The sequence below is a fragment of the Kitasatospora sp. NPDC051705 genome (genome assembly GCF_044453265.1).
GTDB lineage: Bacteria > Actinomycetota > Actinomycetes > Streptomycetales > Streptomycetaceae > Kitasatospora.
The window spans coordinates 82635-106287 of the sequence record NZ_JBITCO010000010.1; the positions used below are offsets into that span (position 1 = coordinate 82635).

The following is a 23653-nucleotide window of genomic DNA, read 5'->3' on the forward strand; positions in this document are numbered from 1 at the left end:
GCTCACCGGGCCCGGGCGGTCAGGGCCGGGCGGGGCGCGGCGGTGCCGGCCTCGACGGCCCGCCCGACGGTGGCGGTGAAGGCGGCCAGGTCGGCCGAGTCGAGCAGGTGGCGCAGCTGGAGCTCGATGCCGAGCCGGCGGCGCAGCAGGTGGACGACCCGCAGCGCGGCGAGGGAGTGCCCGCCGAGGGAGAAGAAGTCGTCGGTGGGCAGGACGCCGCTCACGCCGAGCACGGTGCTCCAGACCTCGGCGACCTGCTCCGCCAGCCCCCCGCCCCCCTCGGCCCCGGCGTCGGCGGCGGACGGCTCCGCGGCGGCGGCCGCGGGGGCGGGCAGCGCCACGAGGTCGACCTTGCCGTTCGGGGTGAGCGGCATGGCGTCCAGCACGGTGATCACCGAGGGCACCAGGTGGGCCGGCACGGTGGCCCGCAGCCGCTCGGTGAGCTCGGCGGCGGTGACGGCGCCGGTGACGTAGCCGGCGAGCCTGCGGTCGCCGGGGGCGGGCTCGTGCACGGTGACGGCGGCGGCCCGGACGCCGTCCAGCCCGGCCAGGGCGTGCTCGACCTCGCCGAGCTCGATCCGGTAGCCGCGCACCTTGACCTGGCGGTCCACCCGGCCGACGTACTCCAGCCGGCCGCCCTCGCCGCGCCGGGCCTGGTCCCCGGTGCGGTACATGCGGGAGCCGGGTTCGTCGGACGGGTCGGCGAACGGGCAGGCGACGAAGCGTTCGGCGGTCAGGCCGGGCCGGCCGAGGTAGCCGTGGGCGAGCCCGGGCCCGGCCAGGTAGACCTCGCCGACGACGCCGTCGGCGACCGGGGCGAGCTTCTCGTCGAGCAGGTGCAGGCGCACGCCCGGCAGCGGCTCGCCGAGGTGCGGGCCGGGGCCGCTGATCGGCGCGGTGACGGCGTCGACGGTGCACTCGGTGGGCCCGTACAGGTTGAGCGCGTCGATGCCGCCGTCGGCCAGTTCGCGCCAGGTGCGCTCGGGGACGGCCTCGCCGCCCATGAACAGCCGCGGCACCCGGGCGCCGCCGAGCGGCTCGCGCAGCAGCTCCCAGTGCGAGGGGGTGAGGTCGAGGTCGGTGACGCCGTGCTCGGCGAGCAGGGCGGCCGTCCTGGCCGGGTCGGCGCGCTGCTCGTCGCCGATGACCAGGACGGTGTCGCCGCGGCAGATCCGGGCCCACTGCTGGACGGAGGCGTCGAAGGAGACGCTGGCGTTCCAGCCGACCACGCCGGGCTCGGCGCGGTAGGCGCCGGCGGCCTCCAGCGCGGTCACCAGGGCCGCGACGGCGCCGCGGGACACCTCGACGCCCTTGGGGCGGCCGGTGGAGCCGGAGGTGTAGATGACGTACGCCGGGTCGAGCGGGTTCACCTGCCCGGGGAGGTCGTCGGCGGTCGGCTCGGGGCCGTCCTCGGCGGCGGCGTCGGGGTGCAGCACCGGCACGCCCTGGGCGGCCGGGAGGCCGTCGGCGCTGATCAGGGCGGCGAGCCGGGCGTCGGAGGCCATGAAGGCGAGGCGCTCGGCCGGGTAGGCCGGGTCGAGCGGGACGTAGGCGGCGCCGGCCCGCCAGACGGCGAGCAGCGCGACCGGCAGGTCGGCGGTGCGGCGGAGGTGGACGCCGACCCGGTCGCCGCGGCCGACGCCGAGCCCGCGCAGGGCGCGGGCCAGGGCGGCGGTGCGACGGTCGAGGGCGGCGAAGTCCAGGCTGGCGGTGCCGGTCTCCCCCGCGGGGGCGAGGACGGCGATGCGCGCGGGGTGGGCGGCGACGGCGGTGCGCAGGCGGTGCAGCAGGTCGGTCATGACGGTTCCTCAGGACTCTCGGGCCGCGGTGGCCATGGTGTGCAGGGCTGCCGTGTAGGCGTCGATGAACTGCTCGGCGGCGGTGTCGGTGACCAGGGACCGCTGGTGGTCGACGGCGAGCAGCACGCGCTGCGAGACCGGGTCCTGGATCAGCGAGGCGCCGAAGGCGAAGCTGTTGGGCTCGTGGCGCAGGGTCGGCTCGCAGCCGATCCGGCCGTCCACGATGCGGGCCGAGCTGAGCCGGCCCAGGGCGTGGAAGCGCAGGTAGCCGAACTGGCTGTCCAGCGCGGTGTCGGTCATCAGCCGGGCCAGGCGGGCGAAGGGCACCCGTCGGTGCGGCATCATGTCGAGCTCCTCCCGGTGCACCTCGCGGGCCAGGGCCAGCAGGTCGTCGGTGGGCTCGCAGCTGAGCGGGACGGTGTTGAGGAACAGCCCGTACACCTCGGTGCCGCCGAGCCGCTCCAGCCGGCCGTTGACGGCGAGGCCGGTGGTGACGCGCCGCCGACCGGTCATGGCGGCGAGGGCGTGCAGGTGGGCGGCGAGCGCGACCGACTTGATCGGCACGGCCAGCGCGTCGGCGACCTCCCGCAGCTGGTCGGGCGCCTCGGGCAGGACCCGTTCGACGGTGCGCGGCGCCTCGTGCACGTCCTCGCTGCCGGGGAACAGCTGGCCGCTGGCGCCGGAGAGCCGGTCGCGCCAGTAGGCGAGCGACTGCTCGTCCCCGGCGGCCCGCCGTTCGACGGCCACGAAGTCGCGGAAGGCGGTGCGCGGCGGCGGGGTGGGGGCGCCGAGCGGGTCGGCGGCGAGGGCGGTGTGGCGTTCCAGGATCTCGGTGAGCAGGGAGGTGAAGCTCCAGCCGTCCAGGATGGCGTGGTGCTCGGAGACGGTGAGCTGGAAGGCGTCCTCGGCGAGGCGCTGCACGGTGATCCGGAACAGCGGCGGGGCGGTGAGGTCGAAGGGGGTCCGGCGGTGGGTGTCGAAGACCTCCCGGACGGCCGCGTCCTGGTCGGGTTCGCCGCGCAGGTCGGCGAAGTCGACGGGGGCGGGCAGCCGGCCGTGGACGAGCTGCAGGGGTTCGCCGTAGCCGGACAGGTCGAGGCCGGTGCGCAGCACCGCGTGGCGTTCCATGGCCTCGGCGACGGAGCGGCGGAAGGCCTGTTCGTCGAGGTGGCCGGAGATCCGGTAGGAGTTGACGTTGTGGTAGCTGTCGGTGCCGCCGGCGATCTCCATGTGGAAGACCATGGAGAGCTGCATGGACACCATCGGGTAGGCGTCGGCGAGCCCGGGCGGCAGGTCGGCGCGGTCCTCCGGGGTGAGCAGGGCGAACGGCTCGCGGGCGTCCGCGTCCTCCTCGACGGGCTGCGCCAGGGGCAGCAGGGCGGCGACGGTGGGGGCGTTGAAGACGTCCCGCAGGGTGACCCCCCAGCCGCGCTCGTGCAGCGCGCCGGCGAGCTGGACGGCCCGGATGGAGTCGCCGCCGAGGTGGAAGAAGTCGTCGTGGACGCCGATGCCGTCCACGCCGAGGACCTCCGTCCAGACGGCGGCGAAGGCCTCCTCCTCCGGGGTGCGCGGCTCGACGTGGCGGCCGCCGGCGGCGGTGCTGCGCTGGCCGGGGGCGGGCAGCGCGGCGCGGTCCACCTTGCCGTTGACGGTGAGCGGCAGCGACTCCAGCACGGTGTAGCTCGCCGGGACCATGTACGGCGGCAGGGTGCGGCCGAGGAAGGCGCGGACGTCGGCGGGCTCGCGCCCGGTGACGTACGCGGCGAGCCGGTCCTCGTGCACGGTGACGACGCAGGCGTCGACGTCCGGGTGGGCGGCGAGCGCGTTCTCGATCTCGCCGAGCTCGATGCGGAAGCCGCGCAGGTTGACCTGGAAGTCGGCGCGCCCGATGTACTCGAGTCCGCCGTCGGGCAGTCGGCGGGCGACGTCTCCGGTGCGGTAGAGCCGGGCCCCGGGCGGGCCGTACGGGTCGGCGACGAAGCGGCCGGCGGTGAGGCCGGGGCGGCCCCAGTAGCCGTGGGCGAGGCTGCCGCCGCCGATGTACAGCTCGCCGGCGGCGCCGGGCGGCGCCGGCCGCAGCCAGTCGTCGAGGACCTGCGCGGTCAGGTGCGGCATGGGCGCGCCGATCAGGCTGCGCTCGAAGCCGGTGCTGCCGGCCAGGTCGTGGGTGGTGACGTGGACGGTGGTCTCGGTGATGCCGTACAGGTTGCAGAGCCGGGCCGGCGGGGGCGGGTCGAGTTCGAACCAGCGCTGGACGACGGCCGGGTCCAGGGCCTCCCCGCCGAGCATGATCCACTTCAGTGCGGACAGGTCGCGCGGGCTGCGGCGCAGCACGGGCTCCAGCTGGCGCAGCGCCGAGGGGGTGAGGCAGAGGAAGGAGACCCGCTCCTCCTCCAGCAGCTGGGCGAACTCCTCGGGCGAGCGGCTGGTCACGTAGGGGACGACGACCAGGCGGGCGCCGTGCAGCAGGGCGCCCCACATCTCCCAGACCGTCCAGTCGAAGGCGTAGCTGTGGAAGAGCGTCCAGGTCTCCTCCGGGCCGAACCCGAAGTGCTCCGCGCCGTCCGCCATGAGGCGGCTGACGTGCTCGTGGGCGACGGCGACGCCCTTGGGGCGGCCGGTGGAGCCGGAGGTGAAGATGATGTAGGCGACGTCGCCGGGGCGGCCGGCGGCGGGCGGGCGGGTGTCCGGCCGGGCGGCCAGGTCGGCGGCCTCGGCGGTCAGGTCGTAGGCCTGCCAGGGGCCCTCCGGCACGCGGTCCGGTCGGTCGGTGACGACGAGGGTGACGTCCGCGTCGTCGAAGACCAGCGCGGCGCGGCCGGCCGGGGCGGCCAGGTCGACGGGCACGTACGCGGCGCCGGTCTTCAGCACGCCGAGGACGGTGACCAGGACGTCGGCGGTGCGGTCCAGCAGCATGCCGATCCGGTCGCCGGGGCCGGCCCCGCGGGCGCGCAGGGCGTGCGCCAGGCGGTTGGCCCGGCGGTCGAGCTCGGCGTAGTCGAGGGTGCGGTCGGGGTCGCTGACGGCGGGCCGGTCGGGGTGGGCGTCGGCGGCCCGTTCGAACAGGTGGTGCAGGCAGTGGCCGGGGGTGTCGGTGGCCCGGGGGGCGTCGGCGCCGCGGGTGGTCAGCCGCAGCACGGTGGCGTCGGGTTCGTCCAGGGCCGCGGTGAGCAGGGCGTCGAACTCGGTGGCGAGGCGCCGGACGGTCTCCGGGTCGAACAGCTCGCTGCGGTACTCGGCCTCCCCGCGCAGCTCGCCGTCACCGCCGTCGGCGTCGCCGCCGTCGAAGACGGACCAGGTGAGGTCGAACTTGCTGGTGCCGTTGGAACGCACCCGGGTCTCGGCGGTGGCCGGGCCGAGCGCGAGCGGGGTGCGGTCCTCGCTGTGGGCCCCGAACACCACCTGGACCAGCGGCGGGTGCTGTGCGCTGCGGGGGGCGCCGAGGTGGTCGACCAGCTGGTCGAAGGGCACGTCGAGGTAGCCGTAGGCCTCGAAGGCGACGTCCTGGACGTGCTCCAGCAGGCTGCGGAAGCCCATCGCCGGCGCGAGCCGCAGGCGCAGCGGCAGCAGGTTGACGAAGTAGCCGAGGAGGTGCTCCAGTTCGGGGCGGTCGCGGGTGGTGACCGGGGTGCCGATGACCAGGTCGTCGGCGCCGGTCCAGCGGTTCAGCAGCAGGGCGAAGGCGGCCAGCTGGACGGTGAACGGGGTGACGCCCTCCTCCTCGGCCAGGGCGCGCACCCGGGCCGCCGTGCCGGGGGCGAGGCCGAACGCCTCGGTCCGTCCGGCCGCGCCGCGCTCCGCCGGACGGGGCCGGTCGGTGGGCAGTTCCAGCAGCGGGGGCGCGCCGTCCAGCTGCTCCTTCCAGTGGGTCAGGTGCTCCTCGTACGAGGTGCCGAGCAGCTCCTCGGCGTGGTCGGCGCACTGCACGGTCAGCTCCGGCAGCACGGCCTCCCGGCCCGCCACGGCGGCGCCGTACAGCTCGGCCAGCTCGCGCCCGAAGACCTCCGCCGACCAGCCGTCCCAGACGATGTGGTGCACGGTGAACAGCAGCGTGGTGCGCTCGTCGGCGAGCCGGAAGGCCTCGGCGCGCAGCAGCGGGCCGGTGGCCAGGTCGAAGGGCTCGGCGCAGCGGGCCGCGAGCAGCTCCTCCAGTTGCTCGGCCTGCCGCGGGCCGGCGGCCCGCAGGTCGGTCACCGCGAGCGGGACGGCGAGGGCGGGGTGCACCTGCTGGCGCGGCCCGTCGGGGTGCAGCGCGAAGGTGGTGCGCAGCGCCTCCTGCCGGGCCACCACGGCGTCCAGCGCGCCCTGGAGCAGCGGCAGGTCGAGCGGGCCGGTGACGTCCACCGTCCAGGGGGTGCAGTAGGTGACGGCCTGCGGGTCGAGGCGGTCGAGGAACCAGAGGCCGCGCTGCAGCCCCGAGACGGGCGCGGTGCGCTCCGGGTGGTCGGACGGGCTCACGGCCTCGTTCCCTTCGTGTGCGGTCCGGCCCGTCATCGGGCGGCCAGGCGTTCGGCGATGGCGCTCACGGTCCGGGCCCGGAACACCAGTTGCGGGGGGACGCGGGTGCCGGTCTCCCGGGACAGCCGCATCGCGACCCGGACGGCGGCCAGCGAGTTGCCGCCGATCCGGAAGAAGTTGTCCTCCCGGCCCACCTCGGCGAGGTCGAGCACCTCGCGCATCGCGTCGGCGACCAGCCGTTCGGCCCCGGTCAGCGGCTCGGTGGCGGCGGCCCGGCGCCCGGCGGGGGCGGGCAGCGCCCGTCGGTCCACCTTCCCGTTGTGGTTGAGCGGCAGCGCGTCCAGGACGTCGAGGGTGGCGGGCACCATGTGCTCGGGCAGCAGACCGGCCAGGTGGTCGAGCAGGGCGTCCGGGCCGGGCGCGTCGGCGCCGACGGTGACGTAGGCGGCGAGGCGGCGGTCGCCCGGGGCGGGCTCGTGGACGGTGACGGCGGCCTCCCGGACGGCCGGGTGGCGGGTGAGCGCGTCCTCGATCTCGCCCGGCTCGACCCGGAAGCCGCGGATCTTGACCTGGTCGTCGATCCGGCCGGTGACCTCCAGCAGGCCGTCGGCGCCGACGTGGCCGAGGTCGCCGGTGCGGTAGAGGCGTTCGCCGGGGGCGCCGAACGGGGAGGCGACGAAGCGCTCCGCGGTCAGGCCGGGCCGGCCGAGGTAGCCGTACGCGAGTCCGCCGCCGGAGGCGTACAGTTCGCCGGTCACCCCGGGCTCGACCGGGCGCAGCAGTTCGTCCAGGACGAGGACGCCCTTGCCGTTCAGCGCTCTGCCGATCGGGACGGAGGCGCCGGTGACGTCCTCCGGGCCGACCTGGTGGCAGGTGGTCAGGCCGAGGCTCTCGACCGGGCCGTAGCCGTTGGCGACCGCCAGGCCCGGGTGGTTCTCCAGGGCCTTGGCCACGTGGGTGACGGAGGCCCGCTCACCGGCCGTGATGGCGAGCCCGAGGCCGTCGTAGGTCTCCGGGAACTCCTCCAGCAGGAAGTTGAACAGGCTCGCGGAGAGCTGGAGCTGGGTGACGCCGTGGCGGCGGGTCAGTTCGGCGATGGTCTGCGGCTCCGGCCGCTGCCCGGGCTGCAGGACGCAGACGGCGCCGAAGCAGAGCGCGCCGTAGAGCTCCAGCGCGAAGGCGTCCCAGGAGACCGGCGAGCACTGCAGCCAGACCTCGTCCGGCCCGAAGCGGGCGTAGTCCTGGCCGAGGTAGGTGGTGGTGAGGGCGCGGTGCGGGACGGCCGTCGCCTTGGGGCGTCCGGTGGAGCCGGAGGTGAACATCACGCAGGCGAGGTCGGCGCCGTCCACCGGCAGGCCGAGGTCGTGCGGGGCGTACCGGGCCAGTTCGGCGGCCGAGGCGTCCAGGTCGACCCGGTTCGGCACGGCGAACGGCACCGGTCCGTTCCGGTGGGTGATCACCGTGGCGGCGCTCGTGTCGGCGACCGCGCCGGCCAGCCGCTCGGCCGGGAAGTCCGGGTCGAGCAGGGTGTAGGCGGCGCCGGTCTTGAGCGCGGCGAGCAGCCCCGTGACGAGGTCCGGTCCGCGCTCGGCCAGCACCGCGACGGTGTCGCCGCGGCCGATGCCCCGGCCCGCCAGGTGACGGGCCAGCCGGTTCGCCGAGGCGTTCAACTCGCCGTAGGTGACTGTCCGTTCGCCGGAGACCAGGGCGGTGGCCCGGGGCGCGCGGGCGGCCTGCGCCTCGAACAGGGCGTGCACCGGCACCTCCACGGCGGCGGCCAGGGTGCCCAGCCACTCCTCGCACAGGCCGGCCATGGTGGCGGCGTCGAAGAGGTCGCTGTCGTACTCGAAGCGGCCGGTGAACCCGGTGCCGCGGTCGTCCACCGAGACCGACAGGTCGAAGCGGGAGACCGGGTTGGAGTGCAGGGCGCGGGTCACGGCGTGCCCGCCGACCGTGAACGGCCGGGAGTCCAGCGGGTGCAGCTCCAGCAGCACCTGGCAGAGCGGGTTGCGGTCCTCGGGGCGCTCGTCGAGCACCGCGTTGGCGATGTCGTCGAAGGGCACCTCCTGGTGGCGGTAGCCGCCGATCGACACCTCCCGCACGTGCCGGACCAGCTCACGGAAGGAGACGCCCTCCTCGACGGTCAGCCGCAGCGGCAGCAGGTTGACGAAGTAGCCGATCAGGCCGTCGAGTTCGGCCCGGCCGCGGACGTTCACCGGCGAGCCGAGCACCAGGTCGCGCTGCCCGGAGCGGCGTTGCAGGGTGAGGGCCAGCCCGGCGAGCAGCACCATGAACGGGGTGGCGTCCTCGCTCCGGGCGAGCGCCCGGACGGACTCGGCCACCGGGCCCGGCATGGTGAACCGGTGGAAGGCGCCGCGGAAGGCCTGTTCCTCGGGCCGGGGGTGGTCCGGCACCAGCGCCGGGGCGGTCGGCGCGTCGCGCAGGGTCTCCCGCCAGTAATCGAGCTGGCGTTCCGCGATGTCGTCCCGGTACTGCCAGGCCGCGTAGTCGCCGTACTGGACGGCGAGGTCCGGGAGCTCGGCGGGCCGGTCCTCGGCCAGGGCGGCGTACAGCTCCTGGAGTTCGGCCTCCAGGACGGGCAGCGAGCCCTCGTCCCAGACGATGTGGTGGAGGAGCAGCAGCAGGGTCGTCGCGCCGTCCGCGCGGAAGACCCGGGCCCGCACCAGCGGGCCCCGCGCGAGGTCGAAGGGTTCCAGGGCGGCCTCGGCGACCAGGTCGTCCACCCGGTCCGCGGTGGTCTCGGTGAGCGTGAACGGCAGCTCCACCGCCGGGTGGACGACCTGGCGCGGGCCGTCCTCGGCGAGCTCGAAGGTCGTCCGCAGGCTCTCGTGCCGCGCCACCACCCCCTCCAGCGCCCGCCGCAGCAGCTCGGGATCGACCGGCCCCGAGAAGCGGAACACCCAGGGCACCACGTAGGTCGGGGCGTCCGGGTTCCACTGGTCGAGGAACCAGAGGCCGCGCTGGAACTTGGACAGCGGGGCCTCGGTGGCGCCCGAGCGCTCCAGCGCCGGGCGCTCGCCGCCGGCCGCGGAGCTCACCGCGGCGGCGAACTCGGCCAGCGTCGGCGCGTCGAAGATGGTGTACGGCGACACCATGCCGAAGACGTCGAAGACCCGGCCGACCACCCGCACGGCGGTCAGCGAATCGCCGCCCAGGTGGAAGAAGTTGTCGTCGGCGCCCACCTCGGGCACGCCGAGCACGTCCGCCCAGACCGCCGCGATCAGCTGCTCGGCGGGGGTGCGCGGCGGCCGGCCGACCGGCTTGCCCTCGGGCACGGCCTGCGGCTCCGGCAGCGCCCCGCGGTCGACCTTGCCACCGGCCGTCAGCGGGAACGCCTCCAGCGCGGTGACCGTCGCCGGGACCATGTGCTCGGGCAGCCGCTCGGCCAGCCAGGCGCGGAGCTCGGCGTACCCCGGCACCTCGCCGGTCGCGTAGGCGGCCAGCCGGCCCTCGTGCGCCACCACGACGCTGCCGGTGACACCGGGGTGCCCGGCCAGCACCTGCTCGATCTCACCGGGCTCGACCCGGAAGCCGCGGATCTTCACCTGGTGGTCGCTGCGCCCGAGGAACTCCAGCGGCCCGTCCTCGGCGGTGCGGCGCACCAGGTCCCCGGTGCGGTACATCCGGGCGCCGGCGCGGCCGGCGGCGGCGTCGGCGGGTGCTCCGGCGGGCGGCTCCACGGGCTCCTGCGCGACGGCCGCCGCGAACGGGTCGGCGACGAAGCGCTCGGCGGTGAGGCCGGGGCGCCCCAGGTAGCCGGAGGCCAGCAGCGGCCCGCCGACGTACAGTTCGCCGGCCGTGCCGGGCGGCACGGGCCGCAGCCGCTCGTCCAGGACGTACAGCCGGCGCGCGCCGACCGCGTCACCGATCGGGACCAGGGCCTGCGGCTCCTCTCCCGCCAGCCGGTGGGTGGTGGCGGTGACGACCGTCTCGGTCGGCCCGTACGCGTTCAGCAGCGGCACCCCCGTCGCATCCCACCAGGCGGCGGCGGTCGCGGGCTCCAGCTTGTCGCTGCCCGAGATCATCAGCCGCAGGGTGCGCGGCGCCCGGCCCCCGAGGGCCGCGACCACGTCGCCGAAGTAGCCGGCGGCCAGGTTGGCGACGGTGACGCCCTCGGAGTCCAGCAGGTCGGCCAGCGCGGCCGGGGCGAGCAGCCCGTCCTCCGGGAGGACCAGGCAGGCGCCGACGGACAGCGCGCCGAGCACCTGCTCCACGGCCACGTCCACGGTCGGGCGGGCGAACTGCAGGACGACGTCGCGCTCGGTGAGCCCGAAGGTGTCGACCACGGCCGCCAGGTGGCCGGTCAGCGCGGCGAGCGGCACGTGCACGCCCTTGGGGCGGCCGGTGGTGCCGGAGGTGTAGATGACGTAGCCGGCGCCGCCCGCCGCCGGGCGCCCGGGCCCGGACGCCTCACCGGCCCCGGCGCGCCCGGTCGGCTCCTCGCCGTCGAGGACGAGCGAGGCGCCGGCGTCCTCGGCGATCCAGCGGTTGCGGTCCTCCGGGGCCTTCCGGTCCAGCGGCAGGTAGGTGCCGCCGGCCCGCAGGACCGCCAGCAGCCCGACCACGTGGTCCAGCCGGTCCCGGCCGGAGACGGCGACCGTCCGCCCGGGGGCGAGCCGGGCCGCGAGGGCGGCGATCAGGCCGTCCAGCTCCCGGTAGCTGATCGTCCGGCCGCCGGTCCGGACGGCCGGCCGCTCCGGGAAGCGCCGGACGGCGGCGGCGAAGGGCGCGAATCCGGCTTCCGCGAACCCGGTCTCCGTGAATCCGGTCTCCGTGAATCCGGCTTCCGCCGGTCCACCGTCCGCGAGTTCGTGTGCGGTGAATTCGGCAGGGAATCCGCGTGAGGACATCATCCACCCCAGATCGTGAGAATGTTCGGCGACGAGAACGACGATAGGGGGAATGTCGTGGCCCTATCGGCAGAATGAGCGGAGGGAAATCGGCAGTTTCCTGGTGCCGCCTCCCGAACAGGCAGGACGTACGGCAGGAACTACCGGCTCGGGGTTCCCGGGAAATCCGCGGGGGACCACACGTCATCCCGGTCCAGGTCCTCCGGGGCGTATTTCCCGAGCGCACTGATCAGCAGTCGGAGTTCCAGCGCCAGGCATTCCGCGAAACGGTGGAGCCCGGATTCCCGGTCCTCCGCGACGGCGATCAGCGCCGCACGTCCGAGGCCCACCGCGCGGGCCCCCAGCGCCAGGCTCTTGACCGCCCGGGCGCCCTCCCAGATCCGCCCGGAGACCAGCAGGGAGGGCGGCGGCGCGGGGGCCAGCCGGCGCAGGCACTCCGCGAGCGGCAGCCCGACGTGCGGCAGGAACACCCCGGGCGCCCAGCCCGTGCCGCCCTCCGCACCGTCCACCACGACGGCGTCCGCCCCGGCATCGTGCGCCACCCGGGCGGCCTCGGCCACGTCCCGGCCGGGGTAGAGCTTCACCCAGATCCGCACCCGGGGGTAGTTGTTGCGCATCAGTCGGATCTGCTGGCGCAGGATCTCCGCGGTGAAGGTGCCGGGGGTCGCCGAGCGCAGCACCCGGCCGTCGCCGAACAACGGGTCCAGCCCGAAGCGGTCGCCGAGCGCCGCGGCGGCCGCGGCGTCGAGCACGGTCATTCCGCCCAGGCCCGGCTTCGCGCCCTGGCCGACCTTCAGCTCGAAGGCCAGCCGGCCGGACTCCAGCAGCGGCAGCGCGGCCGGATCGCTGTGCACGAGGTTCCACACCTCGGCGTCGGCGTCCTCGGTGCTCTGCTGGACGGCCACGCCGCCGAGCCCGTCCGGGAGTTCCTCGGCGTAGGCGCGCAGCCGGCCGAGCAGCGTGCGGTCGGCCGCCTCGCCGAGCCGGCCGTAGCCGTTGACCGGCACCACGTTCTCGCCGATCACCATCGGGATCCCGAGCGCACCGGCCTGCCGGCTCAGCGCCAGCCCGACGTCGCCGCCGGCGGCCCGGGTGGAGCCCGTCGCGGAGACGTAGACCGGCAGGGAGGAGGCGAACCCGCCGATGGGGGTGGCGAGTTCGACGTCCCGGTAGTCCGGCTCCCGGCCGAGGTCGATCAGCTTGGCGAGCCGCTTCGGCAGGAACAGCGGCGGGACGATCCGCAGCGCGTCCAGTGCGTCGGGCTCCGCCGCCGCCCCGTCCGCCGGCCCGGGCCGGCCGGCGCCGAACAGCACCCGGCCGTAGTCCTCGGCGGGCGGGAAGGCGGCGGCCGCCCCGGCCCGGGCCCGGCGCCGGACCTCCTGCTCCGGGAACCCCGGTGCGCTGAGGTCCCGCTCGGTGTCCACGCCGCCCGGACCGGCGGGGGTGGGCTGCCCGGCAGGGGCGGGCGTTCGCCCGCCCGGCTCGGCGAGGGCCTCGCTCGGCGCGGTCACGGCGACACCACCCCGGCGACCTTGGGGAAGGCGCTGGCCTGCCAGACGGCGTCCAGCCCGGCGACGTAGCGGGTGAACCGCTCGACGCCGATGCCGAAGCCGGCGCTGGCCGGCACGCCCTCGCGCACCAGGTCCAGGTACCAGCGGTACTTCTGCGGGTTCTCACCGGTCTCCCGCATCCGGGTGATGATCTCCGCGTAGTCGTTGGTGCGCTGGCTGCCGCTGCACAGCTCGCCGTAGCCCTCCGGCGCGAGCAGGTCGAAGTTGCGCAGCAGGCCCGGGTCGTCCGGGTGCTCCCGGTCGTAGAAGCCCCGTGAGCCCTTCGGGTAGTCGGTGACGAAGAACGGCCGGTCCCGCCGGGCCGACAGCAGGGCCTCGCCCTCCCAGTCGAGTTCGGCCTCGGCGCTCTGCGGGTGCCCGATCCCGCGCAGTTCCTCGACGGCCTCCGCGTGCCGGAGCCGGCCGAAGGAGCCCTGCAGGAGCTCGGCGAACGCCTGCGGGTCGCGGCCGAGTTCGGCGAACTCCTTGGGCAGCTCGCGCACCGCGCCGTCCACCATGTGCACCACCAGCTCCTCGGCCAGCTGGACGACCTCGTCCCGGCTCGCGCCGGCGACCTCCACGTCGAGCTGGTGGAACTCGGCCAGGTGCCGGTTCGTCCCGGCGGTCTCCAGCGGTTCCAGCCGGACGTTCGGGGCGATGCAGAAGATCTTGTCGAAGGCGAGCAGCGAGGCCTGCTTGTACAGGATCGCGCTGGTCATCAGCTTGTAGCGGTGGCCGTAGAAGTCGATGTCCACCTGCTTGGAGCCGCGCGCACCGGGGTCGGTGACCGGGCCGATGATCGGCGGCAGCAGCTCGGTGAAACCGCGGCCGCGCAGGAACTCGCGGGCGGAGGACAGCAGTTGCTGCTGGACGCGGAGCGCGCTCCGGGTGGTCGGCGCGGTCAGGTGCCGGCCCGGGTCGGTCGGGGGCAGGGGCGTGGCGTCGGGCATGGTCGGGGTCCTCTTCTCGCGGGGGGTCGGTGGGCGTGCGGGTGCTGGGTGATGGGAGGCCCGGCGCGCCCGGGGAGGGGCGGGGGCCGTGGAAGGGCGCGAGCCGTGGTCGGGCCGTGGTGAGCGGTGGACGGGGGGTGCGCCGCCGGTCGGCTCAGCGCGCGGCCGGAACGCTGCGGGCGGCGGCCGGCTCGGAGGCGTCCCCGGCCCGGCCGTCGTAGCTCCGCTGGACGTGGGAGAGCGCGGTCAGCAGTCCGGCCGAGCCGAGGATCGGCGGGCGGCCGCCCTCGACGAGCCCGGCGATCGGCATCGAGCCGACGGCGGACCAGTACAACCGCCCGTCCGGGCCCAGCGAGCTGCGCGCCCGCCCGGCGTTGTCGGGGTGCAGGCAGTAGGGCACGTCCAGGTAGCCGGCGGCGAACGCCCGGACCAGGGCCCGCCCGAGGTCGGCGTCGAGGTCGAGCACCGCGCCGATCAGCGCCCTGGCCTCGGCCTCGATGCCGGTGTCCGGCAGCGCGGCGGGCCGCGGGCGGTCGCGCTCGGCGGCGGCCGCCGCCGCGGCCGTCTCCAGCGCCCGGACGTTCTCGGCGACGGTCGGGATGCGGTGTGCCTCCGCCGTGGTCTTGACGATCAGTCTGGCGGCGCCGCCGCGCACGGCGAGCCGCGCCGCGTCCTCCAGCAGCAGCCGCGCGCCGCCGGGCGAGCGCGGGTAGACGCCCATGTAGGCGTAGACCACGAGGTGCCGGTCGACGTCCGGGAGCAGCTCGCCCGAGATCCGGCCGAGGGCGGCCAGCGCCTCCTCGTCCTGGCGCGCGTCGGCCTGCTGGGCGTAGCTGAGCGAGATGCTGCGCAGGCCGTGCTGGCGGAAGAACAGTGCCTCCAGCACGCTGATGGCGATCAGCAGGGAGGGCGGGCAGAGCTGGCCCATCATGCAGCCGCCGAAGGTCTCCAGGTGCGGATCCGCACCGAACTCCCGCACCGAGGCCAGGAGTTCGCAGCTGCGCTGCCAGTTGGACACGGCCTTGTGGAGCGGGGTCCGGCCGTACGGCAGGCAGTAGGAGACGGGCCCGCCCTCGGTGGCGTCCAGGCCGACGGCCAGCAGCGCCTCGACGATCCGCTCCGGCGCGGCCGAGCCGTGCCGCACCTGCACCGGGAAGCCCGCGTCCGCCACCCCGTGCAGCACCGCCCGGGTGACCTCGACCGGATGGGTGGCGATCGGGTAGCCGTTGAGGCCCGCCCCGGCCGCCAGGGCGCGCCGCGCCGCGTCGAGGTCGCCGGTGCGGGTGTAGCTGTCCAGGGTGATGGTGCCGACGGTGACGGCGGCCGCCCCCCGGGTGGCGAGCAGGCCCTCCCGCATCCGGGACGCCTCCGCCATCCCCATCCGGGGCTGGACGACCAGGGCGCCGGCCTCCGCGGCCTGCGCCACGAACCCTCCGAAGCTCGTCACAGCAGGACCCGGGAGCGCAGCCCGCCGACGAACTCGCGGAACCCGGCCACCGAGCCGCCCTCCTCGAAGACCGCGTCGAATCCGGCCTCCAGCAGGGTCCGTTCGCGGTCGGGGTCGTCGGCTCCGGCGATGCCGAGCTTGCCGCCGATGACGGTCGGGGTGGTCCGCAGCTCCGGGCAGGCCCGCAGGGCCGGGATCACCCTGAGGCCCTCCTGGTGGCCGTGGCCGTTGACGCTGCTGATGACGATCAGGTCCGGTTCGATCCGGCGGCACTCGGCGAGCAGCAGCCCGTCCGGGACGCAGGCGCCCAGGTTCGTCACCCGGTGGCCCAGTTCCTCCAGCAGCAACTGCAGGAAGACCAGGTTCCAGGTGTGCGAGTCCGAGGCCATCGTCGTCACGACGACGTCCAGCCCGGTCTGTTCGGCATTTCCGTGCTCCACAACTCAGCCCTCATCGGTAGAGATCGTCGATGGCGTGCCGCCGACGCCCCGGCCGGCGGTCCGGGAACTCCGGCGCGTGTTCCGCGGCGGCCCCGGCCCCGGGGAGAACGTTAGGAACGATCGGGCCCGGCAAGCGGCAGGTCGGGCGGCAGGTCAGGCGGCAAGAAGCGGCAGAACCGGCGCCGGCGGAAGCGCCGCCGGCACGGCCGGCCGGCCCCGGGCGGGCAGGCGGGCGCGGCCGGTGGGCACGGCCGGCCGTTCGGCCTGCCGCCGGTCAGACCGCGGCGGCCAGCAGCGGGAGCTCCCCGGACGGTGCGAGCCGGAATCCCGGTTCCTCCCGGACGAGGCGCCGGCACAGGTTGAGCACCGTGAAGCGCACGCCGTCGCGGGCGGGCACGCTGCGGATCAGGCCGCGCGAGAGCAGTTCGTGCACCGTCTCCAGGCAGGTCTGCAGCGACCAGCCGCTGCGGACCACCGCGTCCTCCCCCGACCAGTCCCCCGGCTCGTCCACCAGCACCTCCAGCAGGTCGCGCTGGCGGTCGGTCAGCCGCCGGATCGCCGGTTCCACCTCGTCCCGCACGTCACCGCGCGCCCCGAACACCACCGGCGGGGCCGCCAGCGTGAACGGGACGGCCGTCAACCGGGCCACCAGCTGGGACGTGGACTGCACCAGCGCCCACCCGGCCGCGCGCTCCAGCGCACCCGGCAGGCCGTCCAGGTGGCGGCAGAGTTCCGCGACGGCGGGCGCCTCGGAGGGCTCCAGGGTGTAGCCGGGCCGCAGCCTGCTCAGGTGCGAGAGCAGCAGCCGGACGGCGCCGACCTGCGCCAGCGCCTCCGGATCGGCGTCCAGCTCCGGCTCCGGGACGGGCAGCGGCGCGAGCGGGATGACCTGACCGCCGGGGAGCGGGCGGGCCTCCCGGGCGGTGATCAGCACCCGCAGCCCCGGGCAGTGGTGGAACAGCTCGTCCAGCCGGCCGGCGTCCACCCCGCCGTCGGCGCCGTCCAGCACCAGCAGGGCGGGCTGGTTGCCGAGGTTCCGGATGATGTCGTCCAGCAGCCCGCGCCAGGGGTGCGGGCCCCCGCCGCAGTCCACCCACCGCACCGACCAGCGGGCGGCCAGGTGGAGCCGGCCGGCCACCTCCAGGGCGAGCCGGGTCTTGCCGACGCCGCCGAGCCCGACCAGGGAGACCAGCCGGTCGCCGTGCACCGCGAAGGCGTCGGCCAAAACCTGGGCCTCCATCTCCCGCCCGACGATCGCCCCGCGCGCCACCGGCGGCGCGGCCGGTGCGGCCGGCGCGTCGTCGGCGAGCGGGTGCCGGCGGGCGGCCTCCTCGAAGTCCGTGCGGCTGCGGCCCTCCAGCCGCAGCGCGTCCGCCAGCAGCCGGACCGTCTCGTTGCGGGGCCTGCGCACCCGGCCGCTCTCCATGTCCCGGATGGCCCGCACGCTCAGGGTCGCGTGATCGGCCAGGCACTGCTGGGTCAGCCCGACCCGCTCGCGCCGTAGCCGCAGCAGCTCGCCGAAGCCCGCCGCCGTTCTCACCGCTTGCACCGACTGCCCGCCGTCCATGCCTCGTCTGCCCTTCGTGGTCCGGACTCCTACTGGGGTCGGGTCCGGTGACGGCATCAGCCCCGGGTACCCGCGCGGCCCGTGGTCCGGCCGCACGGGCACCGGTGGTCAGGCTGTGGCCTCCGAACCGGTTCCCTCTGGTCCCCGATGCTCCAGGCTTGCCGTCTACGCACGATCAACGGCCGATCACCGGCCCCACCCACGACCTTCACGGCTGCCTCACAGCCCTCCCGGAACCCCTGCTCACGGCCCCGCCCGGAGCACCGCGCGGCCCCGCGCGGCCCCGCCCCCGGCCCCATGACGAGCGCCGCCCGCTCCGCCGTCGGAGTGACGGCGGAGCGGGCGGCGCTCGTGTCCTGCGGTGAGCCGGCCGGGTCAGTACCGCTGGGCCTGGGTGACCTTGGCGACCAGTGCCTTGTCCCGGTCGATCGGGCTGAAGGCCGTCCGGGTGGCCTTGGCCCCCGCGGCGACGTCCGGGATGCCGAGGTAGGAGGTGTCCACGACCTTGCCGGTCTCGTCGAGGAACTCGACCTTGACCGCGTACGACGTCGTCGAGCCGGTGCTGTTGACCACCGTCACCAGGGCGGCGTTGAATCCCGCGGCCTGGGCCTTCGGCAGGCCGGTGAGCGTGACGTCCGAGACGGCGTTGCCCGCACCCCCGGTCTTCGACAGGACGTCCTGCGCCTTGGCCCGGTCCGCGGCCACCTGGGCCGAGACGGACGACTCGAACGCGGACGCCGCCGCCGACAGCGACTCCATCGCCTTGGAGGCGGCGGCCGAGGCCGCGGACGCGGCCGCCGAGGCCGACTCCAGCAACGAGGACTTGGCCGAGGCCACGGAGGAGGGCAGCTGGCCGGAGAAGGAGTTCACGTCCGGGGAGAAGGAGCGCGACGGTGTGGGCGAGGAGGAGCCCGAGGAGCCGCAGCCGGCGGCGACCAGCACCGTGCAGCCCAGCGCCACCGCGGCGAGTCCGGCCCTGCGGCCCGTCCGACCCGACGCCCGTCCCGGCCTGTCGTTGAAACGCGGCATGCCCCTGTCCCTGCCTCACGGCCGAACCCTCAGCGGCCCGATCCTGCTCGGCACCAGCCTCCGCCGCTCCCCGCCGTTCCCGCCACCGGGCCTGCTGCGAACAGGTCACCGCGGGCCGGCGGCCGGAGTCCGGGCCCGGGTACGCGGCAGGGCCCGTACGGTACGACCGGTCGTACCGTACGGGCCCGGTTCCGGGGGGCTCGGCCGGGAGAACCCGCGGGTTCTCAGTTGGCGGCGAGCTGGGCCGCGAAGATCGCGTGGTTGAAGTAGGCCTTGGCCTCCTGGATCAGGCCCTCGCCGTTCAGCTGGTAGACGTTGATGCCCGACCAGTTGACCGGCTTGCCGTCCTTCGCGACGGCCGCGCCGTGCCAGGAGACGGCGGTGAACTCGCCGACGTTGTGGGCCTCCAGCGGGGTCAGGCCGAGGAAGGGGTCGAAGTTGGGGATGACGGACTTGATGAAGGTCCGGATCGCCTCGCGACCCTTGATCGGCTCGGTGCCCACCGGGTCGTGGAAGAGCGCGTCCTCGGCGAAGGCGTCGGCCCAGCGGTCGGCGTCGGCCGACTGGGAGGCCTCGAAGAACTGCAGGACGGCCTTGGGCATGGCGGGGAGAGTCATCGACTCGCCTTTCTGTCGGGGTGTTCGGGATATCTCGTGATGGCTGCCGAACGGGCTCCGGGCCCGTCGGGCAGGTCTGGGGGGTGAGGGCGGCCGCCGCGGTCCGGCGGCCGGCTCAGGGGGGCGGGCTGCCCGGTCAGGCCGGGCCGGCGTCCACGGTGCGGCGCTGCCGCAGCAGGTCGACCCGGCACAACTCGTCGGCCTGGAGGCGGTAGTAGAGCCGGGTGCCCTCGCGCCGCCGGGTCAGCAGGCCCGCGTAGAGGAGCATCTTCAGGTGGTGGCTGATCGTCGGTCCGGACTGCTCGAAGGAGTCCAGGAGTTCGCCGACGAAGGCCTCGTTGGCCTCCCGGCCGAGCAGGATGGAGACGATGCGCAGCCGGATCGGGTCGCCGAGCGCCTTGAACAGACCGGCCAGTTCGTCGTGCGGGAGCGTCTCGGTCGCGGCTGCCGCCCGGGTGCCGGCGGCGGTGCCGGCGGCGGCGCCCGTGGCGCTCGGGAGGGGACGGACGGAGTGGGGAATCATTGCTCTCCTCACGGGCGAGTGGGCGGGAACCGGCTCAGCCGGCCACCGGGTGGCGGCGGTCGTGGCGGCGCATCAGCGGGACGGTCAGCAGACCGACCGCCGCGAGCACGGCCTGGACCGCGCAGACCCCGCCCCACCCGTAGGAGCCGAAGCAGGCGCTGGCGACCGCCGCGGAGACCGCCCCGCTGAGGAAGACCGCGACCATGTAGACGGTGTTGGCCCGGCTGCGGGCGTTGGGGACGTAGGCGAAGATCCGGGCCTGGTTGGCGATCTGGCTCCACTGCACCCCGACGTTGGCCAGGACGATGGCCACCACGAGGGCGACGAGCAGCGAGCCGCCGAGGGCGTAGGCGCCGGCCGAGACCAGGGTGAGCACCAGCGAGGCGATGATGATCGGCTGCGCGCCCTTGCGGTCGATGTAGCGCCCGGCCCACGGGGCGGACACCGCACCGGCCAGGCCCAGCACGCCGAACAGGCCCGCCACCGCACTGCTGTAACCGTAGTGACTGTTCGTCAGGACGAGCACGAGGGTGGTCCAGGTGGCGCTGTAGGCGCCGAACAGCGCGCCGTGCAGCACGCAGGCGTGCCGTACGGCCGGCTCGTCGCGCACCAGCCGGGGCAGCGAGGCGAGCAGGCTGCCGTAGCTCATGGCCGGGCGGGCGCCCTCCTTGGGCAGCAGCGAGACGGTGAGGGCACCGGTGGCCGCGGTCAGGACGGCGGCCAGCAGGTAGACGGCCCGCCAGCCGGCCAGTTGCCCGACCGCGCCACCGATCACCCGGGAGCCGACGATGCCGGTCATCAGGCCGATCTGGACGTTGGCCACCACGGCGGCGCGCTTCTCCGGCGGTGCGAGTTCGGAGGCGAGCGGCACCAGGACCTGCGGGATCACGGTGGCGGCGCCGATCGCCGCGGTGGCGGCGGCCAGCACCCCGAGGCCGGGGGCGGCCGCGGCCACCAGCAGCACGGCGGTGGTGACGCCCAGCATGGTGGCGAGCAGCGGCCTGCGCCGCCGGACGTCGCCCATCGGGACCAGGAAGAGGATGCCTGCCGCGTAGCCGAACTGGGCGCAGGTGACCACGATGCCGGCGGAGGAGTGGGAGATCCCCAGGCTGTCGCTGAACAGTTTCAGCAGCGGCTGGGCCAGGTAGACGTTGGCGACGGTGGCTCCGCTGCACACCGCCATCACCAGGAACAGCATGGGGCGGACGGTGGTGGGGCCGGGAGGGTCGGCCACGGCACGGGGGAGAACCGGAGTGTCTGTCATGACAGATCCTTGGTCACGCGGATGGGGTGAGCGGGCTGGTGCGCTGATCGCGCCGGGGAAGGACGGATCCCCGGGCACGGCGAGGGTGTTGAACCGGCCGTGTGGCACCGGCGGAGGAGGCAGCCGGTCGGTCGGCGGCGTCACGACGAGTTCTACACCAACCAGATGGTTTATTCAATCGGTTGGTCGGGCTTGACCCGGCCGACTAAACTAACCAGTCACTTGTTTACCCCTCCCCCCGTCCGCGAGACCCGAGGATGCCTGGCCGATGACCTCACGCTCCGAGCAAACCCGGAACCGGATCTACCAAGCCGCGCTCGACGAGTTCGCGCGCTACGGCGTCGCCGGCGCGCGCGTGGACCGGATCGCTCGGGAGGCCCAGGCCAACAAGCAGGCGATCTACCTCTACTTCGGCGACAAGGAGACGCTCTTCGCCACCGTGCTCAAGCGGTCGCTGGGCGACCTGGCGGCCGCCGTGCCGCCGCCCACCGCCGACGGCGAGGTGGACGTCACCGACTACCTCGACCGCCTCTTCACGTACCACCAGAACCACCCCGAGGTGACCCGCCTGCTGCTCTGGGAGGCGCTGGAGTTCACCGACCAGACCGTCCCGGACGAGGAGTCCCGCCGGGCGCACTACCAGCAGAAGGCCGCCGACCTGAACAGCGTGCGGTCCGCCGAGTCCGAGCAGATCAGCGCGATCGACGCGCCGACGCTCCTGCTGATCTTCACCGGGCTGGTGGGCTGGCCGATGGCCGTCCCGCAGGTCAGGCGCATGATCGTCGGCGACGACGAGGGCGCCCTGGAGCGGGTGAAGGCCTCCGTCATCGCCGCGGCCGTGGCCATCGCCGGCCAGAAGTGACCCGGCCCGCCCGGGGGTGCCGCACGCACCCCCGGGCGGCCTGACCGGGCGGCCCGACCGGCTCCGCACCCGGCCGGCGGACCGGCACCGGACGCCCTCCCGGCCCGCTCCGCACCCGGCCGGCGCCGGTACTTCCACCTTCATCGAAAAGCTTGTCCGGGCGCGGGGCCCGCCCTAGGTTGGGGGCTCAGCCACGGCTCACGCGTTCCCCGCGGGCCGGAGGCCCCCGAGCCGCTCCCCGGCAGTCCGCGGGTCGAGCCCCCGCCTGCCCGGATACCCCTGCGAGGTGCCCCGGCCTCGATCCCGGCGGCGCGCGACCGACCCCGCCGGGGAGCGGCGTCCCCGTGGTTCGGGGCCCACCGACCGAGAGGCGGCCGCGGGCCCACCGACCGAGAGACAGGTGAGTACCCCATGAGTACGGCAGAGCAGGCCCTGGTCGGCCGTCGCACGGCCCTCGGCTTCGGCGCGCTGCTGGGCGCCGGCGCGCTGACGGGCGGCCTGGCCGCCCCGGCCTCCGCCGCGCCCGCCCGCGACGAGGCGGCCCCCGACGCGAAGCACTACCAACCGCCGCACGGCTACGCCGGGTTCCCCGCGATGCCGGCCTCGGTGCTGCAGTTCTTCGCCGCCTCGCAGCGCGCCGACGCCCGCGCCTGGGCGAACGCCTTCGCCGAGGGCGCGGTCTTCCACGACCCGGTCGGCCGGCCCCCGATCACCGGCCGCGCGGCCATCCGGGCCCGGATCGCCTCGGTCCTGCCGAACTTCCGCCCCTTCCTGGGCATCACCCCGCTGGAGGCGCACGCCACCGCCGACTTCGTCGCCGTCACCTGGCGGGGTGCGGCGGTCACGCTGTCCAACCGGCCCGTCAACTGGTCCGGGATCAACGTCTTCCAGCTGGATTCCGCCGGTCTGATCAAGGAGTGCAGGGCCTACTTCGAGTACGCCGTCTTCCAGGCCCAGCTCGACCCGAAATAGACAACCACCTTCGACAAATCCACCACCGGATCCGCGACGGAGCTCCCGCGGACCGCACGCCGCCCCGCCCGGGCCGGCACCGCGGTCCGCGGGAGCTCTTTTGCTTCCGCCGTGTTTCGGGCCGCCATTCCGGTACCCGGAAGGTAGGTCGCCGGTAGGGCGAAAGAACGTTCGACTGTTTCGATGGGAACTGTCCTCGAGGGGCCCGTGCGGGTCTCCGACGGTGGGTCATCACCGCACCTCAGGACCGGACGGCGCCAAGTCCGTCGCCTTCTCGACAGCTACCAGAGGAGCTTTCCCATGCACATTCTGGTGACCGGCGGCGCCGGATTCATCGGTAGCAACTACGTCCGCCGTCTGCTGACCGGCGGACTGGGCACCGATGTGACCGGCGTCACCGTTCTCGACAAGCTCACCTACGCCGGGAATCTGGAGAATCTCGCCCCCGTCTCCGGCGACGGCCGACTGCGGTTCGTCCACGGCGACATCGCCGACGAGGAGCTGGTCCCCAAACTGCTCTCCGAAGTGGACGCGGTGGTGAATTTCGCCGCCGAGTCCCACGTGGACCGCTCGATCGGCAACTCCGGCGAATTCGTGCGCACCAACATCGTCGGCACGCACAACCTGCTGCGGGCCGCCCTCCAGGAGGGCCTGGCGCGCTTCGTCCACGTGTCCACCGACGAGGTGTACGGCTCGATCGACGAGGGCTCCTGGACGGAGGAGTGGCCGCTGGAGCCCAACTCCCCGTACGCCGCCGCCAAGGCGAGCGCCGACCTGCTGGTGCGCGCGTTCGCCCGCACCCACGGCCTGAACGTCAGCATCACCCGCTGCAGCAACAACTACGGCCCGTACCAGTTCCCCGAGAAGGTCATCCCGCTGTTCGCCACGACGCTGATGCGCGGCGGCACCGTCCCGCTCTACGGCGACGGGCTGAACGTGCGCGACTGGCTGCACGTGGACGACCACTGCCGCGGCATCGACCTGGTGCTGCGCGAGGGCGCCCCCGGCGAGGTCTACAACATCGGCGGCGGGCGGGAGTTGACCAACAAGGAGCTCACCGGGGTACTGCTCCACGCCCTCGGCAGGGACTGGAGCTCGGTGCGCGCGGTCGCCGACCGCAAGGGGCACGACCGCCGCTACTCCATCGACGACAGCAAGCTGCGCCGGCTCGGCTACCGCCCGCAGGTCAGCTTCGAGGACGGCATCGCGCAGACCGTGGCCTGGTACCGGGAGAACTCCGCCTGGTGGCAGCCGCTGCTGGCGAACGCCGCCTGATCCGACTCAGTTCCGGAAGACGCACACCT

At 74.8% G+C, this 23653-nt stretch carries 15 protein-coding genes; 3 read left to right on the forward strand and 12 right to left on the reverse strand.

What is annotated here, in order from left to right:
• Positions 1–2: 2 nt before the first annotated feature.
• The 12 genes from ACIA8Q_RS15585 to ACIA8Q_RS15640 form a co-directional block, all read right to left on the reverse strand.
• The gene (locus tag ACIA8Q_RS15585) at positions 3–1799 is read right to left on the reverse strand and encodes a non-ribosomal peptide synthetase (RefSeq protein WP_360211039.1); all 1797 of its coding nucleotides are present in this window, start codon (positions 1797–1799) and stop codon (positions 3–5) included.
• A 9-nt stretch (positions 1800–1808) separates the two neighbouring features.
• On the reverse strand, positions 1809–6257 hold the full coding sequence (locus ACIA8Q_RS15590; RefSeq protein ID WP_396317296.1) for an amino acid adenylation domain-containing protein: 4449 nt from the start codon (positions 6255–6257) through the stop codon (positions 1809–1811).
• 32 nt (positions 6258–6289) lie between these two features.
• Positions 6290–11131 carry an amino acid adenylation domain-containing protein gene (locus ACIA8Q_RS15595; protein WP_396317297.1) on the reverse strand — a complete coding sequence of 1614 codons (4842 nt, stop codon included), beginning with the start codon at positions 11129–11131 and terminating at the stop codon, positions 6290–6292.
• Positions 11132–11268: 137 nt separating this feature from the next.
• The gene (locus ACIA8Q_RS15600; protein WP_360211123.1) at positions 11269–12552 is read right to left on the reverse strand and encodes a glutamate synthase-related protein; all 1284 of its coding nucleotides are present in this window, start codon (positions 12550–12552) and stop codon (positions 11269–11271) included.
• A gap of 83 nt (positions 12553–12635) precedes the next feature.
• Entirely contained in the window at positions 12636–13628 is a 993-nt protein-coding gene (locus ACIA8Q_RS15605; RefSeq protein ID WP_360211045.1) for an asparagine synthetase A, read from the reverse strand.
• A 154-nt stretch (positions 13629–13782) separates the two neighbouring features.
• Positions 13783–15075, reverse strand: coding sequence for a methylaspartate mutase (locus tag ACIA8Q_RS15610; RefSeq protein WP_396317298.1), 1293 nt, complete (start codon positions 15073–15075; stop codon positions 13783–13785).
• Positions 15072–15464 carry a cobalamin B12-binding domain-containing protein gene (locus tag ACIA8Q_RS15615; RefSeq protein ID WP_387900015.1) on the reverse strand — a complete coding sequence of 131 codons (393 nt, stop codon included), beginning with the start codon at positions 15462–15464 and terminating at the stop codon, positions 15072–15074. Before ACIA8Q_RS15615 ends, ACIA8Q_RS15610 begins: the two co-directional genes overlap by 4 nt.
• Positions 15465–15789: 325 nt before the next feature.
• Positions 15790–17055, reverse strand: coding sequence for a helix-turn-helix domain-containing protein (locus ACIA8Q_RS15620; protein WP_360211051.1), 1266 nt, complete (start codon positions 17053–17055; stop codon positions 15790–15792).
• Positions 17056–17457: 402 nt separating this feature from the next.
• Entirely contained in the window at positions 17458–18111 is a 654-nt protein-coding gene (locus ACIA8Q_RS15625; protein WP_360211053.1) for a hypothetical protein, read from the reverse strand.
• Positions 18112–18335: 224 nt separating this feature from the next.
• Positions 18336–18728 (reverse strand): nuclear transport factor 2 family protein, encoded by a 393-nt coding sequence (locus ACIA8Q_RS15630; protein WP_360211055.1) that lies wholly within the window; start codon positions 18726–18728, stop codon positions 18336–18338.
• A gap of 136 nt (positions 18729–18864) precedes the next feature.
• Positions 18865–19251 carry a metalloregulator ArsR/SmtB family transcription factor gene (locus ACIA8Q_RS15635; protein WP_360211057.1) on the reverse strand — a complete coding sequence of 129 codons (387 nt, stop codon included), beginning with the start codon at positions 19249–19251 and terminating at the stop codon, positions 18865–18867.
• 34 nt (positions 19252–19285) lie between these two features.
• Positions 19286–20515: an MFS transporter gene (locus ACIA8Q_RS15640; protein ID WP_360211059.1), complete on the reverse strand. Its 1230-nt coding sequence runs from the start codon at positions 20513–20515 to the stop codon at positions 19286–19288.
• A 268-nt stretch (positions 20516–20783) separates the two neighbouring features.
• On the opposite strand from ACIA8Q_RS15640, the gene ACIA8Q_RS15645 reads away from it, so the two are divergent.
• The 3 genes from ACIA8Q_RS15645 (at position 20784) to rfbB (ending at position 23624) form a co-directional block, all read left to right on the forward strand.
• Positions 20784–21377 (forward strand): TetR/AcrR family transcriptional regulator, encoded by a 594-nt coding sequence (locus ACIA8Q_RS15645; protein WP_396317299.1) that lies wholly within the window; start codon positions 20784–20786, stop codon positions 21375–21377.
• Positions 21378–21788: 411 nt separating this feature from the next.
• Positions 21789–22349, forward strand: a complete 561-nt coding sequence (locus ACIA8Q_RS15650; protein ID WP_396317300.1) for a nuclear transport factor 2 family protein — start codon at positions 21789–21791, stop codon at positions 22347–22349.
• A gap of 300 nt (positions 22350–22649) precedes the next feature.
• Entirely contained in the window at positions 22650–23624 is a 975-nt protein-coding gene (gene rfbB, locus ACIA8Q_RS15655; RefSeq protein ID WP_387899669.1) for a dTDP-glucose 4,6-dehydratase, read from the forward strand.
• Positions 23625–23653: the final 29 nt, after the last annotated feature.